This window comes from Chitinophaga varians (assembly GCF_012641275.1).
GTDB lineage: Bacteria > Bacteroidota > Bacteroidia > Chitinophagales > Chitinophagaceae > Chitinophaga > Chitinophaga varians_A.
The window spans coordinates 330858-351151 of the sequence record NZ_JABAIA010000002.1; the positions used below are offsets into that span (position 1 = coordinate 330858).

At 49.0% G+C, this 20294-nt stretch carries 15 protein-coding genes; 9 read left to right on the forward strand and 6 right to left on the reverse strand.

The genetic code is table 11. From position 1 onward, the window contains the following. Positions 1-420: 420 nt before the first annotated feature. Entirely contained in the window at positions 421-2643 is a 2223-nt protein-coding gene (purL, locus tag HGH92_RS15960) for a phosphoribosylformylglycinamidine synthase subunit PurL (protein ID WP_168871781.1), read from the forward strand. 80 nt (positions 2644-2723) lie between these two features. On the opposite strand, the gene HGH92_RS15965 is transcribed toward purL, so the two are convergent. From HGH92_RS15965 to HGH92_RS15975, 3 genes are all read right to left on the reverse strand, one after another. Beyond that, entirely contained in the window at positions 2724-5048 is a 2325-nt protein-coding gene (locus HGH92_RS15965; RefSeq protein ID WP_247655010.1) for a TonB-dependent receptor, read from the reverse strand. A 2-nt stretch (positions 5049-5050) separates the two neighbouring features. Next, positions 5051-6127, reverse strand: a complete 1077-nt coding sequence (locus tag HGH92_RS15970; RefSeq protein WP_168871783.1) for a PepSY-associated TM helix domain-containing protein — start codon at positions 6125-6127, stop codon at positions 5051-5053. Positions 6128-6779: 652 nt separating this feature from the next. Further along, on the reverse strand, positions 6780-8021 hold the full coding sequence (locus HGH92_RS15975) for an aminotransferase class I/II-fold pyridoxal phosphate-dependent enzyme (RefSeq protein ID WP_168871784.1): 1242 nt from the start codon (positions 8019-8021) through the stop codon (positions 6780-6782). A 170-nt stretch (positions 8022-8191) separates the two neighbouring features. Here HGH92_RS15975 and pafA point away from each other — a divergent pair, with 170 nt between their 5' ends. The 3 genes from pafA to HGH92_RS15990 all read left to right on the forward strand — a co-directional run bounded on the left by pafA (position 8192) and on the right by HGH92_RS15990 (position 11416). Next, the gene (pafA, locus tag HGH92_RS15980; RefSeq protein ID WP_168871785.1) at positions 8192-9862 is read left to right on the forward strand and encodes an alkaline phosphatase PafA; all 1671 of its coding nucleotides are present in this window, start codon (positions 8192-8194) and stop codon (positions 9860-9862) included. 83 nt (positions 9863-9945) lie between these two features. Then, positions 9946-10725 (forward strand): enoyl-CoA hydratase/isomerase family protein, encoded by a 780-nt coding sequence (locus HGH92_RS15985; RefSeq protein WP_168871786.1) that lies wholly within the window; start codon positions 9946-9948, stop codon positions 10723-10725. A gap of 40 nt (positions 10726-10765) precedes the next feature. After that, positions 10766-11416, forward strand: a complete 651-nt coding sequence (locus tag HGH92_RS15990; protein ID WP_168871787.1) for a hypothetical protein — start codon at positions 10766-10768, stop codon at positions 11414-11416. A 171-nt stretch (positions 11417-11587) separates the two neighbouring features. On the opposite strand, the gene HGH92_RS15995 is transcribed toward HGH92_RS15990, so the two are convergent. Then, the gene (locus HGH92_RS15995; protein ID WP_168871788.1) at positions 11588-11983 is read right to left on the reverse strand and encodes a hypothetical protein; all 396 of its coding nucleotides are present in this window, start codon (positions 11981-11983) and stop codon (positions 11588-11590) included. A 149-nt stretch (positions 11984-12132) separates the two neighbouring features. Between HGH92_RS15995 and HGH92_RS16000 the strand changes: the two genes are divergently transcribed. The 3 genes from HGH92_RS16000 to HGH92_RS16010 all read left to right on the forward strand — a co-directional run bounded on the left by HGH92_RS16000 (position 12133) and on the right by HGH92_RS16010 (position 15327). Continuing rightward, positions 12133-13554: a tetratricopeptide repeat protein gene (locus tag HGH92_RS16000; RefSeq protein WP_168871789.1), complete on the forward strand. Its 1422-nt coding sequence runs from the start codon at positions 12133-12135 to the stop codon at positions 13552-13554. Between the two features lie 182 nt (positions 13555-13736). Beyond that, on the forward strand, positions 13737-14501 hold the full coding sequence (locus HGH92_RS16005) for a phosphosulfolactate synthase (protein WP_168871790.1): 765 nt from the start codon (positions 13737-13739) through the stop codon (positions 14499-14501). Positions 14502-14595: 94 nt separating this feature from the next. After that, positions 14596-15327, forward strand: a complete 732-nt coding sequence (locus tag HGH92_RS16010) for a shikimate dehydrogenase family protein (protein ID WP_168871791.1) — start codon at positions 14596-14598, stop codon at positions 15325-15327. 87 nt (positions 15328-15414) lie between these two features. On the opposite strand, the gene HGH92_RS16015 is transcribed toward HGH92_RS16010, so the two are convergent. Further along, complete coding sequence (locus HGH92_RS16015; protein WP_168871792.1) at positions 15415-16212, reverse strand: class I SAM-dependent methyltransferase; 798 nt, start codon at positions 16210-16212, stop codon at positions 15415-15417. Positions 16213-16342: 130 nt separating this feature from the next. Between HGH92_RS16015 and truB the strand changes: the two genes are divergently transcribed. Continuing rightward, the gene (truB, locus tag HGH92_RS16020) at positions 16343-17038 is read left to right on the forward strand and encodes a tRNA pseudouridine(55) synthase TruB (RefSeq protein ID WP_168871793.1); all 696 of its coding nucleotides are present in this window, start codon (positions 16343-16345) and stop codon (positions 17036-17038) included. Here the strand turns inward: truB and HGH92_RS16025 are convergent. Further along, positions 17019-19421: a BamA/TamA family outer membrane protein gene (locus tag HGH92_RS16025; protein WP_168871794.1), complete on the reverse strand. Its 2403-nt coding sequence runs from the start codon at positions 19419-19421 to the stop codon at positions 17019-17021. The two genes, truB and HGH92_RS16025, sit on opposite strands and share 20 nt — an antisense overlap. A 131-nt stretch (positions 19422-19552) precedes the next feature. Here HGH92_RS16025 and HGH92_RS16030 point away from each other — a divergent pair, with 131 nt between their 5' ends. Then, positions 19553-20293, forward strand: coding sequence for a TrmH family RNA methyltransferase (locus tag HGH92_RS16030; RefSeq protein ID WP_168871795.1), 741 nt, complete (start codon positions 19553-19555; stop codon positions 20291-20293). Position 20294 lies beyond the last annotated feature (1 nt).

Here is a 20294-nt window from a genome sequence, read left to right on the forward strand (position 1 = left end):
TTACATTTATTGGTTTATAAAGGCGATTTTTTTGAGAAATGAATAAAAAAAATAGATCGTTGATGTCTGAAACTGATAAATTAAAAAATTACTAATATGAATTGGATGAAATTTTTATGCGTTTCGGCGGCCCAGGGCTACGATGTGTTCAGAGAGCTCCCTTTTTATAGCAATGCGGACGTTAAGAGCTTCCCTTTGTAATCAACAATAGGTTATCCACGTTACCGGGAAGAAGGTTAGCCCTGGTTATCGGCATTTTTTGACAACGACCCTAAACACATCGTAGCCCCGGGGGCTTCAGCCCCGGGAACAAATGCGTCCATTTTTAAGCCCTTTGGCCCCTCATTCTTGGCATTTGCCATAAAATCTTGTAGGTTTGCATCTTCTTTTTAATTACTCGTTTTTTTATACTTAAACTACATGCAAACCACCGTAGAAATTGCTGAACAGCTGGGCCTTACTGCTGACGAGTTTGAACGTATTGAATCTATCTTAGGGCGTAATCCCAACTTTACCGAATTGAGTATGTACTCCGTTATGTGGAGTGAGCACTGCTCTTACAAAAACTCAATCGTATGGCTGAAGTCATTACCACGTGAAGGTGACCGCCTCCTCGTAAAGGCTGGTGAGGAAAACGCCGGACTGGTAGATATCGGTGATGGATACGCAGTTGTATTTAAAATAGAATCCCATAACCACCCTTCAGCGATTGAGCCCTTCCAGGGCGCTGCTACCGGGGTTGGCGGTATCCACCGCGATATCTTCACAATGGGCGCCCGCCCCATTGCGGCACTGAACTCCCTGCGCTTCGGCAATATCAATGATAAAAAAACACAGCACCTGGTAAAAGGTATCGTACATGGTATCGGCCACTATGGTAACTGCTTCGGTGTTCCAACCGTAGGCGGTGAAACCTATTTTGAAGACTGCTATGGCACCAATCCGCTGGTAAACGCCATGAGCGTGGGTATCGTAAAAGTTGGCCAAACAGTTTCCGCTACCTCCCACGGTGAAGGCAACCCGGTTTTCATCGTAGGTTCCGCTACCGGTAAAGACGGTATCGGCGGTGCCTCCTTTGCTTCTGCCAATATCACGGAAGACAGCGCGGAAGACCTGCCTGCCGTTCAGGTAGGTGACCCCTTTCAGGAAAAGAAACTGCTGGAAGCCTGCCTCGAGGTAATTAAAACCAATGCGATCATTGGTATGCAGGACATGGGCGCTGCCGGTATCACCTGCTCCACTGCCGAAATGAGCGCCAAAGGCGAACATGGTATGCACATCTGGCTGGATAAAGTTCCTACCCGCCAGGAAAATATGAAAGGATGGGAAATGCTGCTGAGCGAAAGCCAGGAACGCATGCTCATCGTAGTAAAAAAAGGCCAGGAAAAAGCAGTCCTCGATATCTTCGAAAAATGGGACCTGCACTGCGTTCAGATCGGTGAAGTAACCAAAGACACCAACCTGAAGTTTTATATGAACGGTGAACTGGAAGCGGACGTTCCTGCTGAAAGCCTCGTGCTCGGCGGCGGCGCTCCTCAATATCACCGCGCTTATACTGAACCTGCCTACTTCCAGAAAATAAAGACGTTCGATATTCAGAACGTTCCGGATACAGAACACGCCCGCTTCGCAGCGGAAAGAATCATCGCACTGCCTAACATCGCTTCCAAACGCTGGATCTATAACCAGTATGACAGCATGGTAGGTACTGCCAACGCTTCTACCAACGCTCCGAGCGACGCTCCGATCGTATTGGTGAAAGGCACCAAAAAAGCACTGGCAATGACGACCGACTGTAACAGCCGCTACGTTTTTGCTGATCCGCACAAGGGTGGCCAGATCGCCGTGGCGGAAGCTGCCCGCAACATCGTTTGCTCCGGCGGTGAACCACTGGCTATCACCAACTGCCTCAACTTCGGTAACCCTTACGATCCCGAAGTTTACTACCAGTTCGTACACGCTGTACAAGGCATGGGCGAAGCTTGCCGTAAATTCAATACCCCTGTTACCGGCGGTAACGTGAGCTTCTATAACCAGTCACCTGATGGCGCGGTATATCCTACACCAACTATCGGTATGGTGGGCCTGCTCGACAGCATCGACCAACGTATCACCCTTGACTTCAAGGAAGCGGGTGACCTGATATACATGATCGGCCGCAGCCGTAATGATATCAACAGCTCTGAATACCTGCACAAAATCATCGGTATCGAATACAGCCCTGCGCCGCACTTCAACCTCGAAGAGGAACTGCAGCTGCAGCAAGCCATCACCAAACTGAACAAAGCCCACCTGATCCAGTCTGCGCACGATATCAGCGAAGGCGGCCTGTTCGTTACCATGATGGAAAGCGCTATGCCAAGAGGCCTGGGCTTTGAACTGAACCTGAACGATAAATTCCGTAAAGACGCTTACCTCTTCGGTGAAAGCCAAAGCCGTGTAATCGTCACCGTTAAACCGGAAAACAAAGAGAAATTCGAAGCACTGATGCACGGTCTGGTAGACGCCTCCGACGTTTCTGTACGTTATGAGAAAGTAGGCGCCGTAACCGGTGACCATGTGAAAGTAGGTGGCGAAGACTGGGGTAAAGTAAACGACTGGAAACAGATCTACAATACTTCTGTGGAAGAACACCTGAAATAGTCTGATTTACAGATAAATGTTATAAAAAAGGGAAGGCGCGAATTTCGCGCCTTCCCTTTTTTATGCAGACTGGTTATTGATCAGAATGCGTAACGGAAACCCAGGTTAAACCGGGCGCCGCTGCCTTTAATATAAGAATCTGTTCTCACTCTCGCCTGTGACATTACCGGGTAATAATCGGCATTCAGCAGGTTGTCTACCCCCAGCCGGATGGAAGCGGCAGTGCTGAAACGATAGGCAGTGTACAGGTTTACCAGCGAAAAGTCCCCTACAGGCCCGTTGCCGAGGTCATACTCTTTGGTAGTGGGATTGGGATCAAAACGTTTCCTCATGCCGGAATAGATATAATACACGCCCAGGTCCCATTGTTTCAGCGGAGAATAATTCACGTTGACAGTCATTTTATCCGGCGTAATGCGGGTTGTAGGCAACCAGGTTTTGACCCCGTTCACGTCTTTTTTACCTTCTACATGCGTGTAAGCCGCACTGGCAGAGAGATTTGGCAGGAACTGATAGCCAGCTGTCAGTTCAAAGCCTTGTACCCGCTCAGGCGCTCTTTCGGGTACGGCCACGCCATTCACGTCTTTCAGGCTGGTACCAAGATCAGACGTGCTGATGAAGTAAGAACCTGAAGCGTTGAATTTGCCGATATTACTGTTGAAACCAGCTTCATAGTTGTTGGTGATAATAGCTTTGGTTTCGATGATGTTGATGCTGGTGGAGCCATTGCTGACGGCCTTGGCCAATCGCAGGGTACGGCCCAGGTCATACAGGGAGAAACTCTGTGAATAGCTTACAAACGGGTTGAAAGCGGGGAAACGCGTGTATCGCAGGCCCGTGTTGAATACCAGTGCTTCATAGGGCAAATTGCCGCCTTTTACGAACACGCCGCCGGCATAGTTACCAAACTTAATGGTGGTGTAATCAGGAATATCGAGCCGAATGTTTTCGTAACGCAGACCAGCTTTCACCAGGAAGTCTTTAAATAAATATGTTTTCAGCTGGGCATAAGGCGCCAGATTTTTCATATTCATCTCCGGAACAAAGGAGCGGCCATCGGTAAGCGGTTGGGCGGTTTTGTCGTTCAGTACGTCTATTCCCCAGGTCACATCGCCATGCAGGTTAGGATGGAAGTTAAACAGGGTATTGAAATTCACGCGGGCTCCCATTTTTTTGGAGGTAATGGCGGAGTTGCCCGGTGGTGCATAAAAATCGGAGTATTCAAATACGGTGTAAAAGTCCTGGTAATATAGGTTTACATTCAACGAGGTGTTACGGAAAATGTTTTTACTGGTGAAATTCACATAGGCGTTATGGTTATACGGCGTACCCTGTTTATCGCCAGGGTTGGTACCTACTATACCGATAATGGGGCGTTGCCCGAATTTACCGCCGGAATCAATGTAGGTACTGTTTTGCATGGTGCGGTAATAGTTGTACATCACCTCCAGGCGGTTATTGTCATTGAAGTTGTAGCCCAGCTTGGCAAAAAGGTTTACGTTTTCGTTTTGGCTGAGTGACTGGAAAGGAGCTATGACCTGTCCTTTGGCGTCTTTGTTGACACCTGTTTGTTCGTAGGTGCCGGCCACCACATAATCGAATTTATTGAGCCGGCCGCTAAACTGTTGTGCCACGCGTGCGCCGAGGCTGTTGGCCGCGCTGGTGAGCGAACCGCTGGTGCTGATGTCTGTGCTGCCGCTGAAACGTTTATTGGGATTGGCTTTGATGGTGATGAAATTGACGATGCCTCCGTCAGCGCCGTTGCCATAAATAGCGGTGGAACCTTTGATCACTTCCACTCTTTCAATGACAGAAACATCGATGCTGCGCATGTCTTTATCGCCGTTACGCAGCGGGGTGGATTGCGGAATACCGTCTATCATGATCAGCATGCCGCGGCCGCGCAGTGTCTGGCCTTTGTTGGTGGAGGTATTGGTGCCCAGCGTAAGACCTGGTACGTTCATGCTCAGTAGCTGGTTGATGTCTGTAGTGATAGCACTTTGTTCCCGTAGTTGTTTACCGCTGATGATGGTGATGGAAGAGGGAACGGTACCCAGTGTTTCCTTGTTACGGCCGGCGGTCACCACTACTTCATTCAGGCCAATGTCTGACGGTTGTATCGTAAGGGAGAGGGTGGTGATGCTGTCGGTGATGGTAACCGCTTGTTCCAGTGTATTGTACCCAATACCGGTAGCGATCAGTTTATAGCTGCCGGGTTTTACGTTATTGATGGTAAAAGAGCCGTCCGGGCCGGAGACAGTATGTTTCTGTGTGCCTGCCAGATAAAGGCGCAGCATGGGAACAGCTGTTTGTGCCGTGTCGCGGATGGTGCCGGTGATTTTTTGTGCAGTCGTCTGTAGTGTAACCAGGAGTGTGAGTGCGCACAGTACCAGGTATTGTTTCATTTTCAAAGCTGATGTTTTTTAATGATGTATTTCCGGCGGTACCATATCAGGAAACCGGATATGGAAAGGATGCCGGGCGTAAGGCCCAGAAGGGCATAGAGTATTTTAACGGGAATACCGCCATAGTTGCCGAAATGCAGCGGCGCCATGGCAGCGTTGAACTTATCGCCCAGGGGCGCTTTACTGAAATCAACGGTCTTTTTTACCTGTCCGTTGACATCGAAATGCACGGAGGAGCTGTAACGGCCCCAGACAGCGGCTTCGTGGGCATGGCCCAGAATACGGACAGGGTCACCGGCCTTTTTAGGCGGGCGGATGCCCATCGCTTCAAAGCCAGGGATCTGTGCGGCCGCTTTGGTCAGTAACGATTCGTAGTCAACAGGAATGGGAGCGCCCACATCGGGAAAAGGCCCGGTTGTTTTCCGGTTGTCCAGTACTTTCAGCTGCATCATGAAGCCGGTGAATGCGATGAGGAGATTGAACAGCAATGCCCATACGCCTGTAATGCGGTGAAGGTTGCGCCAGCGCCGGGTACGGCTGCTCCATTCGGGTTTCAGGCGGAAGGTCAGTACTTTAAACACTGATTTCCGGTATACCCAGATGCCGGTGAGGAGCGATATAAATAGTAGTACGGCGACTGTCAGCATCACTTTGGCGCCCGTTTTTCCGCTAAGCAGGGAAAAATGGAGGTACACCAGGAAGCCGGAGAAGTAGCCGGTGTTGGTATGCTGATGGACGACCTCCCCGGTATAGGGGTTGAGGAAGAGATATACTTTATTGTCCGGCCCATATTCAGCCCTTACGATCACTGGTTCTTCCGGTGTTTGCGGCAGCCGGGAGAAAAACAGATAGGGGGTGCCGCCACGAAGGGATTTACCGGCTTGCTGCAGCAGTTCGAACAGTGGTTTGCGTTGAGTTCCCGGTGCAATGTGATAGGTTTCATGATGCAGGGCTTCATCTATTTCCTCACTGAAAACCAGAAGGGTGCCTGTTATGCTGGCAAAAAGCAGCATAATGCCTACGATGAGGCCGGTAATGCGGTGAACAGTGAAAAGCTGTTTATGCAGGTATTGCTTCAATTTCCTTATTAGTTTTTACCGGCTGCAAGTGGGTGACGATTACAGGGCGGGCACGAAAGTGCTATGTCCCGGCGGTTGATAATGATCAGTTAGCTGTTGCACCAACTATTTGCAGTCGTGGCTGCAAAGGTACTGCTGTCCTGCGGGAAGCATTTACGCAATCGGGAAATTTATTCAGCTGAACGGGAAAAACCGGCGTTTTTGACAGTTAGCTGATTTATTGTTGCAGTAGAATACTTTAACAAGCTATTAACAAAATACCACATTTGTGTTATGTGATAGTGAGAAAACTGCTCTACATTTGAAATGTAACAATGAACACAACGCGAAATCTAAAAAAGATATTTATATAAAATACTTGGAATCACTTGGTTATTCCAAATTCTATGAAGACCATATATTCTACCATGTCCTGATGAAAATTTAGTGAAATTTTACACCTAGTGAAAGAACGATTTGAGTAGGGCTGAGGAAACTCAGCCCTTTTGTATTTTAATATTTTATCATTTTATTATTGGGGGAGACTGATATTTTTTGATTTTATCTGATTGATTTTAAATTGTTATAAAAGACAAAGGCCTTCTTGTATTACAAGAAGGCCTTTGCTTATAGATAGTCTGATAAATATCAAATGTCAGAATAGACAGATGGTTTATACCATTGGGATTTCAGCTACCTGGTAAACTTTCTCATCGAGCTTGGCTTTGGTTTCGCTGAAAGCTTTCAGTGTCAGTTCAATGTCCTCGTCTGTGTGAGCAGCGGTTGGGATCAGTCGGTAGATGATCTGGCCTTTTGGAATAACGGGATATACCACGATAGAGCAGAAGATGTTGTAATTTTCGCGGAGGTCCAGGCACATGGCTGTAGCTTCCGGAATATCGCCCTGCAGGTAGATCGGGGTAACGGGAGAGTTGGTTTTACCGATGTTGAAACCGCGGGCTTTCAGGCCGTTCTGCAGTTTATTCACATTTTCCCACAGTTTTGCTTTCATTTCCGGGTGTTTGCGCATCAGTTCCACTCTTTTCAGGTGGCCGATAACGATTGGCAGCGGAATAGATTTAGCAAAGATCTGGGAGCGCATGTTATAGCGCAGATAGTTGATGATGGCTTTTTCGCCGCTGATGAAAGCGCCGATAGAAGCGCCGGATTTAGCGAAGGTATTGAACAGCAGGTCGATTTTGTCCTGTACGCCTTGTTCTTCGCCGGTACCTGCACCGGTTTTACCCATGGTACCGAAGCCGTGGGCGTCGTCTACCAGCAGGCGGAATTCAAATTTATCTTTCAGTGCGGCGATTTCTTTCAGTTTACCCTGGTCGCCCGCCATACCGAATACGCCTTCTGTTACCACCAGGATGCCGCCACCTTGTGCGTTAGCCAGTTCAGTAGCGCGTCTCAGTTGTTTTTCGCAATCTTCGATGTCATTGTGTTTGAACACATAACGTTTGCCGGGGTGGAGGCGCAGGCCATCCAGGATGGAGGCGTGGCATTCTGCGTCGTACACGATAACGTCCCTGCGGCCGCAAATAGCATCGATGGCACTCATGATGCCCTGATAGCCGTAGTTCAGCAAGGTGGTATCTTCTTTACCCATGTAATCGGACAGTTCGCGCTCGAGCTGCTCGTGATAGTTGGTGTTGCCGCTCATCATGCGGGCGCCCATGGGCGCTGCAAGACCAAAGTCGGCTGCCGCTTTTGCGTCGGTAGCCCGTACTTCCGGAAGATTGGCCAGCCCCAGGTAGTTATTGAGGCTCCAAACTATTTTTTCATTGCCCCGGAATTTCATGCGGGGGCCTATTTCCCCTTCCAGCTTAGGGAAGGCGAAATAGCCATGGGCTCTGTCTGAATGCTCCCCAATGGGGCCCATGTGCTTCAGCAGTTTCTCGAAAATATCCATACGCTATATTATGTAATAGTTAAATGCTTTGATAAAAAGAGGACACAAAGGTATTAAAATATTGCTTTTTCTAAACTTCGATTACATTTGCCAGCGTCATTTTAATGCTGCGGTTTCACCGGCCTCTGCCGGCAAAAGTACGTTTATCTTATAAAAAGCAATAATATCTAATGAAAAGGATCTCCCTGCTTGCCTTTGCCCTGGTGATCGCCACCACAGGCACCCGGGCTCAAAAGGCCACTTCACCAAAACCTTTCAATCATCTGGCGACAGCCAAAAGCAGCAAAACAGCTGCCAAACCCAAACTGATCGTAGGCATGGTAGTAGACCAGATGCGCTGGGACTACCTGTACCGCTATAGCAACAGGTATGCTGCCGGAGGCTTTAAAAGACTGTTGCAGGAAGGTTTCTCCTGCGAAAATACACTGATCAACTATACACCCACCATCACCGCCTGTGGCCATACTTGCGTATATACCGGTTCTGTGCCGGCTATCCATGGTATCATTGGCAACACCTGGTACAGCCCCGAAATAGGCCGCACTATGTACTGCGCGGAAGATACCACCATGACTACCGTTGGCAGCACCTCCGCTGCGGGTAAAATGAGCCCGCGCAATATGCTGGTCACCACTATTGGTGATGAACTGCGCCTGTCCAACCATTTCCAGAGCAAAGTGGTAGGCGTGGCCATTAAGGACCGTGGCGCTATCCTGCCGGCCGGCCACAGTGCCAACGCCGCTTACTGGTATGATGGTACTACCGGCAACTGGGTAACCAGCTCCTATTACATGAATGAGCTGCCAGGCTGGGCACAACAGTTCAACAACGAAAAATGGCCACAGCAATACCTGTCTAAACCCTGGACCACACTGTATCCTGTATCTTCTTACACGCTCAGCACCGCTGATGAAAAAGTGTATGAAGGCAAATATAAAAACAGCACTACCGGCACTTCTTTTCCACATGACCTGAGCGGAGCTGCCAACAGCGCTATTGCTGCTTCCCCATTTGGCAACACCATGACTCTGGAGTTTGCGAAAAAGGCCATGGAAGCGTATAATATGGGTAAAGGCGCCGCGACCGATTTTCTCGCCATCAGCCTTTCTTCTACCGATTATGTAGGCCACCAGTTTGGACCTAATTCCATCGAAGCGGAAGATACCTACCTGCGCCTGGACCACGACCTGGCCAGGTTCTTCCAGTACCTGGACGCTAATATCGGCAAAGGACAATACCTGTTCTTCATCACCGCAGATCACGGCGTAGCCCATGTACCGGGATTCCTGGAAGAAAACAAACTGCCGGGCGGCACCTGGGACGACCACGCTGCCATGAAAGACCTGAACGAAAAAATCGCTGCCAGATTTGGCGTGAAAGACGCGATCAAAGCTGTGGACAACTATCAGCTGTGGATGAACCACGACGTGATCGAGGTGTCCGGCAAGAACTACAACGATATCCAGCAGTTTATCATCAGCAACCTGCAGAAATCCCCCGCTATTGCGAAGGCGTTCCCTATCCGTGACCTGATGGTGACCGTGCTGCCTGAGCCTATGCGCACCATGATGACCAACGGTTACAATACCAAACGGAGCGGAGATATTCAGATCGTATTGTCGCCGGCTTATATCGATGGCGGCAAAACCGGCACCACGCATGGTTTATGGTATCCTTACGACGCGCATATCCCGTTGGTATGGATGGGATGGGGCGTTCGGCCGGGTAAAACCAACCGTACCGTGGGTATGACCGATATTGCGCCCACACTGGCCGCCCTGTTGCATATCCAGATGCCAAGCGGCAACGTAGGACAAGTGATCCAGGAGATTACTCATTAAAAGTTTATTCCTTATATTGCTCATGAAAGTACGGATGGTTGCCGGCACGCTGTGGCCATCCGTACTGTGTAATTCTTTACCATATGGAATTCAACTTGTTGCAATATGAGGTGGCATCCCGCACAGCCACCATCACCCTGAACCGGCCTGATAAGCGGAATGCGCTGAATGGCCAGCTGGTGGCGGAGCTCCGGCAGGCATTCGCCAAAGCTGCCGCAGATGAAGGCGTGAAAGTGATTGTATTGAAAGGCAACGGAGAAGCTTTTTGTGCCGGGGCAGACCTGGAATACCTGCAGCAGTTGCAACAAAATACCTATGATGAGAACCTCGCAGACTCTCGGGAGCTGATGCAGTTGTTCCAGGAAATTTATCTGCTTGATAAGGTAGTGATAGCCCAGGTAGAGGGCCATGCTGTGGCGGGAGGCTGCGGGCTGGTGACCGTTTGCGACCTGAGTTACGCCGTACCCCAAGCCATGATGGGCTACACCGAAGTGAAAATTGGCTTTATCCCTGCGCTGGTAGCTGTTTTCCTCGTCAGAAAAATAGGAGAGGGCAGGGCCCGCGAATTATTGTTGACCGGCCGGCTGGTGACCGCCGAAAAAGCTGCCCATGATGGCCTGATCACCGCCGTTATCCCTGCCGGAGAAATTAAGGCGCATGTGGCCAAAGTGGCTGCCAGCTTATGTAACGACGCATCCGGCAATTCCCTGAAGGTGACCAAAAAATTGATTGGCACAGTGTTGGACTTACCTATAAAAGACGGACTGGAGCATGCAGCTGAACTGAATGCCGCCACCCGTGGACATGAAGACTGTAAACGCGGGATAGCTGCGTTTTTGCATAAAGAAAAGCTTGTATGGTAAACTATACCTGCTGTCACAACCACTAACCAACACCACAACTATGTCATACCGGTTGTTTTTAACATATTTCCTGCTGTGGATAACCAGCCCTATACTGGCACAACGCGTTATTTCCGACGCCAAGATAGTTTACAAGATAGACCTGCCGCCTGAGCGCGCCCAGATGGACGCCATGCAGGAAGGAAGTACGCTTACCCAGTATATGCGGGGCCAGTTGAGCAGGATAGACATGGACTTCAACATTGTCAAATACACTTACCTGATCAACAGTAAAGATGAAACGCTGACCACGCTGATAGACCAGCATGGCAACAAGTACCTCATCCGTGCCAACAAGGGGCAGTACGAAAAGGAGCTGAAGCAGTATGAAAATGTTCAGTTTAAGGACCAGGCTGAAACCCGGCAGATAGCAGGTTATACCTGTAAAAAGACGATTGGCACCATGCCGGACGGCACCACCTTCGAAGTGTATTACACGCCCGATTTAGTGCCTGAAAACAAGCATTATAACCGCCGGTTTGTTAACCTGAAAGGGATACCCCTTGAATTCGAGATCGTGACCAAAACCGGCTCTAAAATGCGTGTAATAGCAACCAAGGTAGAGCTGTATCCTATTCCTGCTTCTTATTTTGATGTGCCTAAGACCGGTTACAAGATCGTAAGCCCGGAAGAGCTGAAAACGATGCAGTAAGACAGGGGCCGAAGCGGCGGCCTGAAAGACAGGCACATGCTCCGCAAAGCAGCAGCCGGGCTGGGCATGGGCCCGGACATCTCCCGAAAAAATTATAAAAAGAAAAAGGCCTATCAAGAAGTTGTTAAACTTTTTGATAGGCCCGTATTTGTACTTGAAGAAACGTTAAGGTCAGCCTTTCTTAAGCGGCAGGATAATCTGCAGTTTTTGAAAGTTCATATTGTTGACCGGCGGCTGTACAGGTTGTACAGTGTAAGGCACAACATAAGTCGTATTGCCTTTGGTGTAGGACATTACAGACTGAAAGTTAATCACATTGGTATTGGTGAACTTAAAATTTGAATTGTAGCTGCCTGTGAATCTGTAACCGGCGTCGAGGGCCAGGTTGGTTTTGGGCATGGCGGTATTCAACACGAAGTGGTTATCGGTCTTTTTCGCCTTGTCTTTTTCATTATCGGAGGGCAAAATGGTATTATTTGCCAGGGCGCTAATGGCGAACAGGGCCATAGCTCCTGCCAATAGGCAAGACAATGAAAAAGTCCTTGATATGTGAATTTTCGTTTTCATTGTAACACAAATATACAAACTTTTCGATCTATTATATAACAAATCCTTAACGCAAATTACAATAAATTCTTAATAAAATGTTAAAAAAATTATAAACGGTTTTAAATACTGCGAATTGGTGGATACATAAAAGTCTTATATTTACATTAATGAGTAAAGATTTTTCTTTTTTAAACGAGGATTTTGATGATCTGAGAGACTTGTTGCAGCAGTTTGAAAATCTGAGGGCGGGTAAATCTCACTCTTTTCTGGACGAGGACTCATTTGAGCAGATCATAGACTATTATGACGAGCAGGATGAAATGCCGATTGCATTGCAGGCCGCCGAAATAGCTATAGCACAGTTTCCCTATTCCTCCGCACTTCTTCTGAAAAAGGCCAACTTACTGATAGAAACCAAAAAGTACAAAGAAGCCCTTCATTTACTGGACAAAGCCGCTTTACTGGACCGCAACGATATCAATTTGTATATCCTGCAGACCGACGTATACCTGGCGCTGAACCAGCATCAGAAGGCTGCGGACGTACTGAATGAGCAGATTGACCAGTTTGAGGGGGAAGACAAGACGGAACTGTTGCTGGAACTGGCGGACGTATATGATGACTGGGAGGAGTTCGAGAAAGTGTTCGACTGCCTGAAAATGGCGCTGGAACATGAACCCAACAATGAGGAAGCGTTGCATAAGATCTGCTTCTGGACTGAGTTTACCGGCAGAAACGAAGAGAGTATCCGGTTACATACCTGGATCATAGACGAGCACCCGTTCAACCACCTGGCGTGGTTTAACCTGGGCACTGCCTACCAGGGGCTGAAGCTGTACGAAAAGGCGATAGACGCCTATCAATACGCAGTGGCCATTGACGAGAAATTTGACTACGCTTACCGGAACATGGGCGATGCCTATATCCGTTTGCGTAAATATGCTGATGCGATCGAAGTATTGCAGAAGCACCTGGAAATCGCCAAACCGGAAGATGTGATCTATGAGGCCATCGGACATTGTTATGAGCGGCAGCGCAAGTACACCCAGGCCCGTTATTACTACCGGAAGGCTTCCCACCTGAGCCCCAACGACGATAAATTGTTTTACAAGATCGCCGTGGCCTATATGATGGAGGAAAACTGGGACAACGCCGTCAAATCATTGCTTAACGCATTGAAAATAAACAAACAGAGTGCAGAATACAATATGAGCCTCGGCGAATGTTACCTGCAGCTGGGCAAGGAAAAAGACGCGCTGCTTTATTTCGTGAACGCCGTGCGTATCCGTCCAAAGAGCGTGCAGCCCTGGCAGGAGCTGATAAAAGGCCTGTATGTATTTGGTTTTCTGGAAGAAGCGCTCGATCAACTGGCTGCTGCTGAGGAAAAAGCCGGTCGAAAACCGGTGTTCCAATATTACCGGGCCGCTATCCTGATAGCGCAGGGCAAGACCAAAGAAGGATTGCTGCACCTGGAAACCGCGCTGCAGCAGGCTCCCAAGGCCCTCAAAAAGCTGGTGGAGCTGGACCCCGCCATTTTACAACATGTGAGTGTGGTAGACCTGATCGCTCAATACCGCAAGAAACGTTAACCAATGTTATTTACTTTTAAAATAAAGTATAGTCTTCTTATTTTTGCGCCGGCTTTTTAAATTGTCATGGACATAAGCCATTGTATTTCCGGTTACTAAAATTGCAGCTACACTATCCCAACTTGCCCGGGTGAAAAATAGTATGTGTTTTACTGACCTATAAGAAGATAAAAATATTTCAAATGAATTTTAATCTGACACAAATCCCGGAAAGGACGAAGAAACCCCGCACCCATGGGCTTACCATGGTGATGGACAAGGGGCTTAGTTTGGAAGAAGCAAGAAATTTTTTATCGGCGTCGGGACCACACGTGGATATCCTGAAACTCGGCTTTGGTACTGCGTTTGTCACGCCCAACCTGCGCGCGAAAATTGAGCTTTACCAGTCGGCCAATATTCCGGTATATTTTGGCGGTACTTTGTTTGAAGCATTTCTCATCCGTAACCAGTTTGATGAATACGTGAAGCTGGTACAAGACTACGGTATCAATTACATGGAGGTGTCTGATGGTTCCATCATCATCCCGCATGCTGAAAAATGCGGCTACATCGAAAAACTGTCTAAAATCGGCCTGGTACTGAGTGAAGTGGGCTCCAAAGACGCGGAACATATTATTCCTCCTTATAAATGGATCGAATTAATGAGAGCGGAACTGTCTGCCGGCGCTACCTATGTGATCGCAGAAGCCCGCGAAAGCGGTAACGTAGGCATTTACCGCGGTACCGGTGAAGTACGCGAAGGCCTGGTACAGGAAATCCTGACCCAGATCCCCGCTGAAAAAATCATCTGGGAAGCACCTCAGAAAGCACAACAACTGTACTTCCTGGAGCTGGTAGGCTGCAATGCCAACCTCGGCAACCTGGCGCCCAACGAGGTGATCTCCCTCGAAGCGATGCGCGTAGGCCTGAGAGGCGATACCTTCCACCTGTTTCTTGACAAAGAATAATTCCGTAAAGGAATGATATATTAGAGACCTGATTATTTATGATGCAACAAAACATTCTAAATAATCAGGTCTCTTCTTTTTTAAAAAACAACACATGAAAACATACGGCCTTATTGGCTTTCCGCTCAGCCACTCTTTTTCCAAAGGGTTTTTTACCGAAAAATTTGAAAAAGAACACATCGCCGGACATCAGTATGAAACCTTCCCCATACCGGCTATCACCGGGTTCCCCGCGTTGCTGGCCGAGCACCCGGACCTGTGCGGCCTGAACGTCACTATTCCCTATAAAGAACAGGTGATCCCTTATCTCGATGAACTCAGCGATGCCGCCGCTAACATCGGGGCTGTCAACTGCATCCGCTTTAAAGATGGCAAAAAGAAAGGCTTTAATACTGACGTGATCGGATTCCGCAATTCGCTGGAACCCCTGCTGCAACAGCACCATACAAAAGCCCTCGTGCTGGGCACCGGCGGCGCGGCCAAAGCTGTGATGTATGCATTGCAGGAAATGAACATCCCTTACATGGTGGCCAGTCGTACGCCCGGTAACGGAACAGTGGCCTATAGTTCGCTGGACCAGGCTATCATGGAGGCGCACACGCTGATCATCAACACTACGCCGCTGGGCATGTACCCTAACGTAGACGCCTGTCCGGAGATCCCCTATGAATTCATTACCTCCAGGCATCTGCTGTATGACCTGGTGTATAACCCTGCCGAGACGCTGTTCCTGCAAAAAGGCGCCGCACAGGGCGCGGCCATTAAAAACGGGCATGAGATGCTGATCCTGCAGGCAGAGGCTTCATGGGACATCTGGAACAAGTAGCCGTTACCGTAAGTAAATCATTATAAAAACAAAGAGCGAAGATCTCCGGCAGGACATCTTCGCTCTTTGTTTATTTGTTTGTGCCGGTTACTCCGGCTTGATCATATAATACATACATGTCGTCACGAAATCACGCACATAGGGAATCGCTGCAACCGGCTTCCACTGCTCGCGGGCGCTGACATTGAACTTGTATTTGTAGATGGGATTGATCAGATAGAACCGGCGTTGTGTGATTTTATAGCCCTGGCGCTTTACGATCCGCTCAAACCGTTCGATGGAAATACCGGTGGATTTCACGTCCATCAGCTCCTGAACGATATCATTTTCTTCCCCGAACATCCGCAGTACGCCTCGGTACACCGGTTTAGGCAGCAGGTGTATATAAGGCACCATGCTCAGGAATTTATTATGACAGATCTGCTGGTGACCGCCGTGGGGCATATACCAGGGCGGAAAGCCGAAGTATACCTGTCCGCGTGGCGTGAGCAGTTGTTTGAGGTGACCGACAATTTTCTCCTGGTCCGGTATGTGTTCGATGGCATCTTTCAGGATGATCACATCGAAGGAGTTACGGAATTCTCCCAGAAAATCAACATCATAAATATTTTTGGCAATCAGCTTCAATTGCCCGGTAGTTTCATATTTCCCCAGAAAGCTTCTGGCCAGTTCTATCCTGGCCGGTGCCAGGTCTACTCCTACGCAATGGCAGCCTTTTTCCAGCAAAGGTGTGAGCACGCCGCCTTCACCGCAGCCCACTTCCATGACACGCAGGTCTTCCAGCTGCGGAAATTCCTGCTGGATAAACGGCACCACGTAATCGCGGGAGTTGTCTACCTGCTGCTGATAACGGAGCGTTGCATTCTTATGGTGTTCTAATGACATGATAGCAAAATTGCGTGAATTTATGCAAAAGCTTCAAGCTTTTAATAGTTATTGGTTATAATATTTTACTATATAACCAGTAGTGAGTCAGGATATGGTGCGCTAAACGTGATTTAGCTATCTTTGCGGGATGCAAACAACCGATAAGACGAAATACCAGCAAGGAGCTGTAATACTGGTTAATAAACCGCTGACATGGACTTCCTTTGATGTAGTACGCAAAATAAGAAATTTAACGAAAGCCAAAATAGGGCATGCCGGCACACTGGACCCGCTGGCTACCGGGCTGCTGATCTGCTGCACCGGTAAAATGACCAAAAAGATCAATGAATACCAGGCTCAGGAGAAAGAGTATACCGGCACTTTCACACTCGGCGCCACTACGCCCACTTTTGACATGGAGTCTGAACCGGAAAATTTCAAAGATATTGCCGGCATCGATGAGGCTGCCCTGAAAGCCGCTACTGCCGGTTTCTTAGGTGAAATCATGCAACTGCCGCCAATCCACTCTGCCATTAAACAAAACGGTAAACCTATTTATCTGCTGGCCAGAAAAGGAGTGGATGTGAAAGTGGAGCCCCGTAAGATCACTATCTCCGAATTTGAGATCACTAAAATAGAACTGCCTGTTGTGCATTTCCGCGTGGTATGCAGCACGGGCACGTATATACGCTCTTTGGCCAACGATTATGGTGCTGCTTTAGGCTGCGGCGCTTATCTGAGCAGTTTGTGCCGTACCCGCATCGGTGCTTTCAGGCTGGAAGAAGCCATCAATATGGAAGAGTTTATATCCGCCAACAGCGCGCCTAAAACGGATAACCAATAGCAATATTCCAGATAATATTGTTTCTGCGCCATCTGCCATTTCCCAGGTCCCACTCACTGACGTACCAGCCGTTTTTGCTGTCGGTGTAATAAGGCACTTTCAGCGGTATGCCCCAGTCGAGGCGGATCAGGAAGAAAGAGAAATCCAGCCTGAGGCCGGCGCCGGTACCGATGGCCAGGTCATGATAGAGCTGGTCGAAGCGGAATTCGGAGCCAGGCCTTGTGAGGTCTTTCTTGATCATCCAGATGTTACCCATATCGAGGAAGGTGGCGCCTTTCAGATTAACGGTGCCGCCAAACATCCTTAGCAGGTCAAACCGGTATTCCACGTTGCCTTCCAGTTTCATATCGCCGGTTTGGTCGGGGAATATCTGGGCAGCGGAAGATGTGTCCTTGTAAGAGCCGGGGCCTAGTGTACGCAGCCGGAAAGCCCGGATGCTGTTGGGACCGCCGGAAGTGAACTGTCTTACATAAGGCAGTACGCTTGAAGAGCTGTAGGGAATGCCCACGCCTGCATATATCCTTGTCGCCAGCCCGCTATGAACGCCTAACCGCCAGTAGTGACGGTAGTCGGCCTCCATCTTCACAAAATTGGAAATATTTACTTTGGTAAGGGATTCAATATTGGATTTTTTACCGGTAGCCATGTCTACCAGGCTGTTGATACCATTCAGCCACAATCCTGACTCTTCGATGTTTGCCCTGAAATAGCTGTAGTGCCGTTGATGCAGCAGGTCATTATTGCTGTAAATAAAAGAAACGCTCTCTCCGCCGATCAGCGCAGGTTCAAAGCTACGCTTGAGGTAGGGGTTGGGGTCTACGGTGGTCGCCTTAAAATTGGGATCGAGGTTCACCCCTACATAGTTGAGCGTAAAAGGTTTCACGATCCAGCGTTTGTACAGGCTTTCGTTCCAGTCATATCCATAGGAAAGGTTGATGCTGGTGATATCGAATTTTTCGACACGGGATAGGTAATTGGCGCCGAAAGTGAGGCGTGTTTTTACATTGGACCGCGCCGTCTGCCGGATATTGAACGGCAGTGCGAAGCGGGGCCAGGTGAAACTCATTTCCCCGCCAAACTCCCTGGACTGCAGCACCCAGCTGTCGGGCAGTCTTACCAGTTCAATGCCGGTATTAAGGCTCATGCTCAGCTGGGTAGCGCTTTTAGCGAGATTGATATGCCTGTAGTTGAGGCTCACGCCGGAACCTAACGTATAGTCGGAACTGTTGCTCAACTCGAAGTTGATGCCCAGCTCCTGTTTGCGGCGGGGCGTGAGAAAGAGATAGGCATCCAGCGCGTGTGCAGTATCCTTGTTTTCTTTGTATTGCAGGGTCACAAACTGCCATACGCCGAGGTCATACAGTTTGTTGACCGTATTATTATACTGCTGTAACGAGTATGTTTCTCCCGGTCTTAGCAGGATGGATTTGGACAGTGTTTTTGGTTTCAGGACATCCTGATGGGAACGGATGGTAATGTATTTGCGTTTATCTTCCTTCAGGGTGGAATCGTTGGGATTACCGTTGAGGGGGAAGTCCGGGTATGCGTATATTTGGCTGATGTGATAGCGTTGCCAGGTGGCGTTGGCGGAGTCTTCAGGGTTTTTGATCCTTACTTCCACGTCCATGGTGGGTTTTTCGCGGCCTTTGTTTTCCGCGAAGATGTTCACGAACCCTTCAAAGGGATTGAGGGAGTTGCGGAACAGTGCTTTATTGAGGGTATCGACTTCAAATTCGATGGCATCGCGTCCAAATTTGTAATAGCCGGCATCGCGGATAACGCGGGTAAGCCTTTCTCTCTCGGATGATAAAGTGGCCGATTTGTACGCGATGCCTTTTTTCAGGAGCGACAGGTTTTGATTGGCCTGCACGATCGCGAGGAGATTGGAATCGGGCACTTCGTAGGTGATTTTATCCAGTACGAAGTTGCGGCCGGTATTCACAGCGTAGGTGACGCTGGTTTTGCGTCTTTTCTCGCTGGCGTCGGCTGTCACTGTGGCGTAGAAGAAGCCCTGGTTATGCAGGTAGCTGGTCATGCGGGCGATAGACTCCTTTGTTTTGGCGGAATCATAGACCACCGGGGCTTCCAGGTTTCTTTTGGAGAGCACCATGTTCCAGAACCAGCTGGATTTTTTCTCGTTATACTTCTGATTGAACAGCCACACCTTAATGCGGGTGGTCAGCAGCTTTTTGTTGGGCTGCTGGGTCATCAGCGATTTAGAAGACAGGGAGCTGCGGATATCCTGTTTTTCTGAGTTGAGGATATCGCCTTTCACATCTACTGTACTGTTGATATATAAGGTCTGGTCCTGTTGCAGGTATTTGGTATTGGAACATGCGCCCAAAGCCAGTATTCCAACCAGTAGCAGCAAATATCTCAGCAAAGAAGTCCTTGAATTGGGTGGCGGCTGCATCACGGGCGAAAACGTTATAATATTTTAAATGGTAATACTGAACCCTACCTCCGGCAGCCTGTTTCTTGGCTGATTAAAAGAAATCGTGTAGGTTTGGCCTCATGTTGTCAAAGGCGCAAATTAAATATATTCAATCATTACAGCACAAAAAAAACCGTCAAAAATCCAGCCAGTATATTGCGGAAGGAGACAAGATCGTACAGGAGCTACTACAGGCGGGCATGCCAGTGAAAGCCGTATATGCCACCAGTGCATGGCTGCTTCAGCATAGCCAGCTCCTGGACCGTTTGCCGGCGGATGCTGTAAAAGAGGTGGACCAGGCAGCCCTGAAACAACTGTCGGCGCTTACCACGCCGAACAATGCCATGGCCCTGCTGGACATGCCGCCGGCGCAGGGAGGGCTTCCGCAGGAAGGTACAGTGGTACTGGCGCTTGAAGCGATCCAGGACCCCGGCAACATGGGCACGCTGATTCGTATAGCCGACTGGTTTGGCATCCGGCAAATCATCGTTTCCCCCGACTGTGTGGACGTTTACAATCCCAAAACCATCCAGGCCACCATGGGCAGTATCGCCCGGGTACAGGTGAAAGAGATGGACATCCGGACGCTGCTGGAAGAAAGTAAGCTGCCTTCCTACGCCGCTACTTTGCATGGAGTGGACATCACCAGCTTTACCACCCTCCGGGAAGGGATTATCCTGATCGGTAACGAAGGCCGCGGGCTGAGCGAAGAGACCATTGCGCACGCTACCCATCGCATCACCATCCCGCGCCTTGGCGGCGCTGAATCCCTGAACGCAGCCGTAGCCGCCGGCATTATCTGTGGCAGATTATTGATTTAAC

Coding starts and splice junctions, on each gene's coding strand:
- purL (WP_168871781.1), top strand. CDS start 421: ATGCAAACCACCGTAGAAATTGCTGAACAGCTGGGCCTTACTGCTGAC.
- HGH92_RS15965 (WP_247655010.1), bottom strand. CDS start 5,048: ATGAAACAATACCTGGTACTGTGCGCACTCACACTCCTGGTTACACTA.
- HGH92_RS15975 (WP_168871784.1), bottom strand. CDS start 8,021: ATGGATATTTTCGAGAAACTGCTGAAGCACATGGGCCCCATTGGGGAG.
- pafA (WP_168871785.1), top strand. CDS start 8,192: ATGAAAAGGATCTCCCTGCTTGCCTTTGCCCTGGTGATCGCCACCACA.
- HGH92_RS15985 (WP_168871786.1), top strand. CDS start 9,946: ATGGAATTCAACTTGTTGCAATATGAGGTGGCATCCCGCACAGCCACC.
- HGH92_RS15990 (WP_168871787.1), top strand. CDS start 10,766: ATGTCATACCGGTTGTTTTTAACATATTTCCTGCTGTGGATAACCAGC.
- HGH92_RS15995 (WP_168871788.1), bottom strand. CDS start 11,983: ATGAAAACGAAAATTCACATATCAAGGACTTTTTCATTGTCTTGCCTA.
- HGH92_RS16000 (WP_168871789.1), top strand. CDS start 12,133: ATGAGTAAAGATTTTTCTTTTTTAAACGAGGATTTTGATGATCTGAGA.
- HGH92_RS16005 (WP_168871790.1), top strand. CDS start 13,737: ATGAATTTTAATCTGACACAAATCCCGGAAAGGACGAAGAAACCCCGC.
- HGH92_RS16010 (WP_168871791.1), top strand. CDS start 14,596: ATGAAAACATACGGCCTTATTGGCTTTCCGCTCAGCCACTCTTTTTCC.
- HGH92_RS16015 (WP_168871792.1), bottom strand. CDS start 16,212: ATGTCATTAGAACACCATAAGAATGCAACGCTCCGTTATCAGCAGCAG.
- truB (WP_168871793.1), top strand. CDS start 16,343: ATGCAAACAACCGATAAGACGAAATACCAGCAAGGAGCTGTAATACTG.
- HGH92_RS16030 (WP_168871795.1), top strand. CDS start 19,553: ATGTTGTCAAAGGCGCAAATTAAATATATTCAATCATTACAGCACAAA.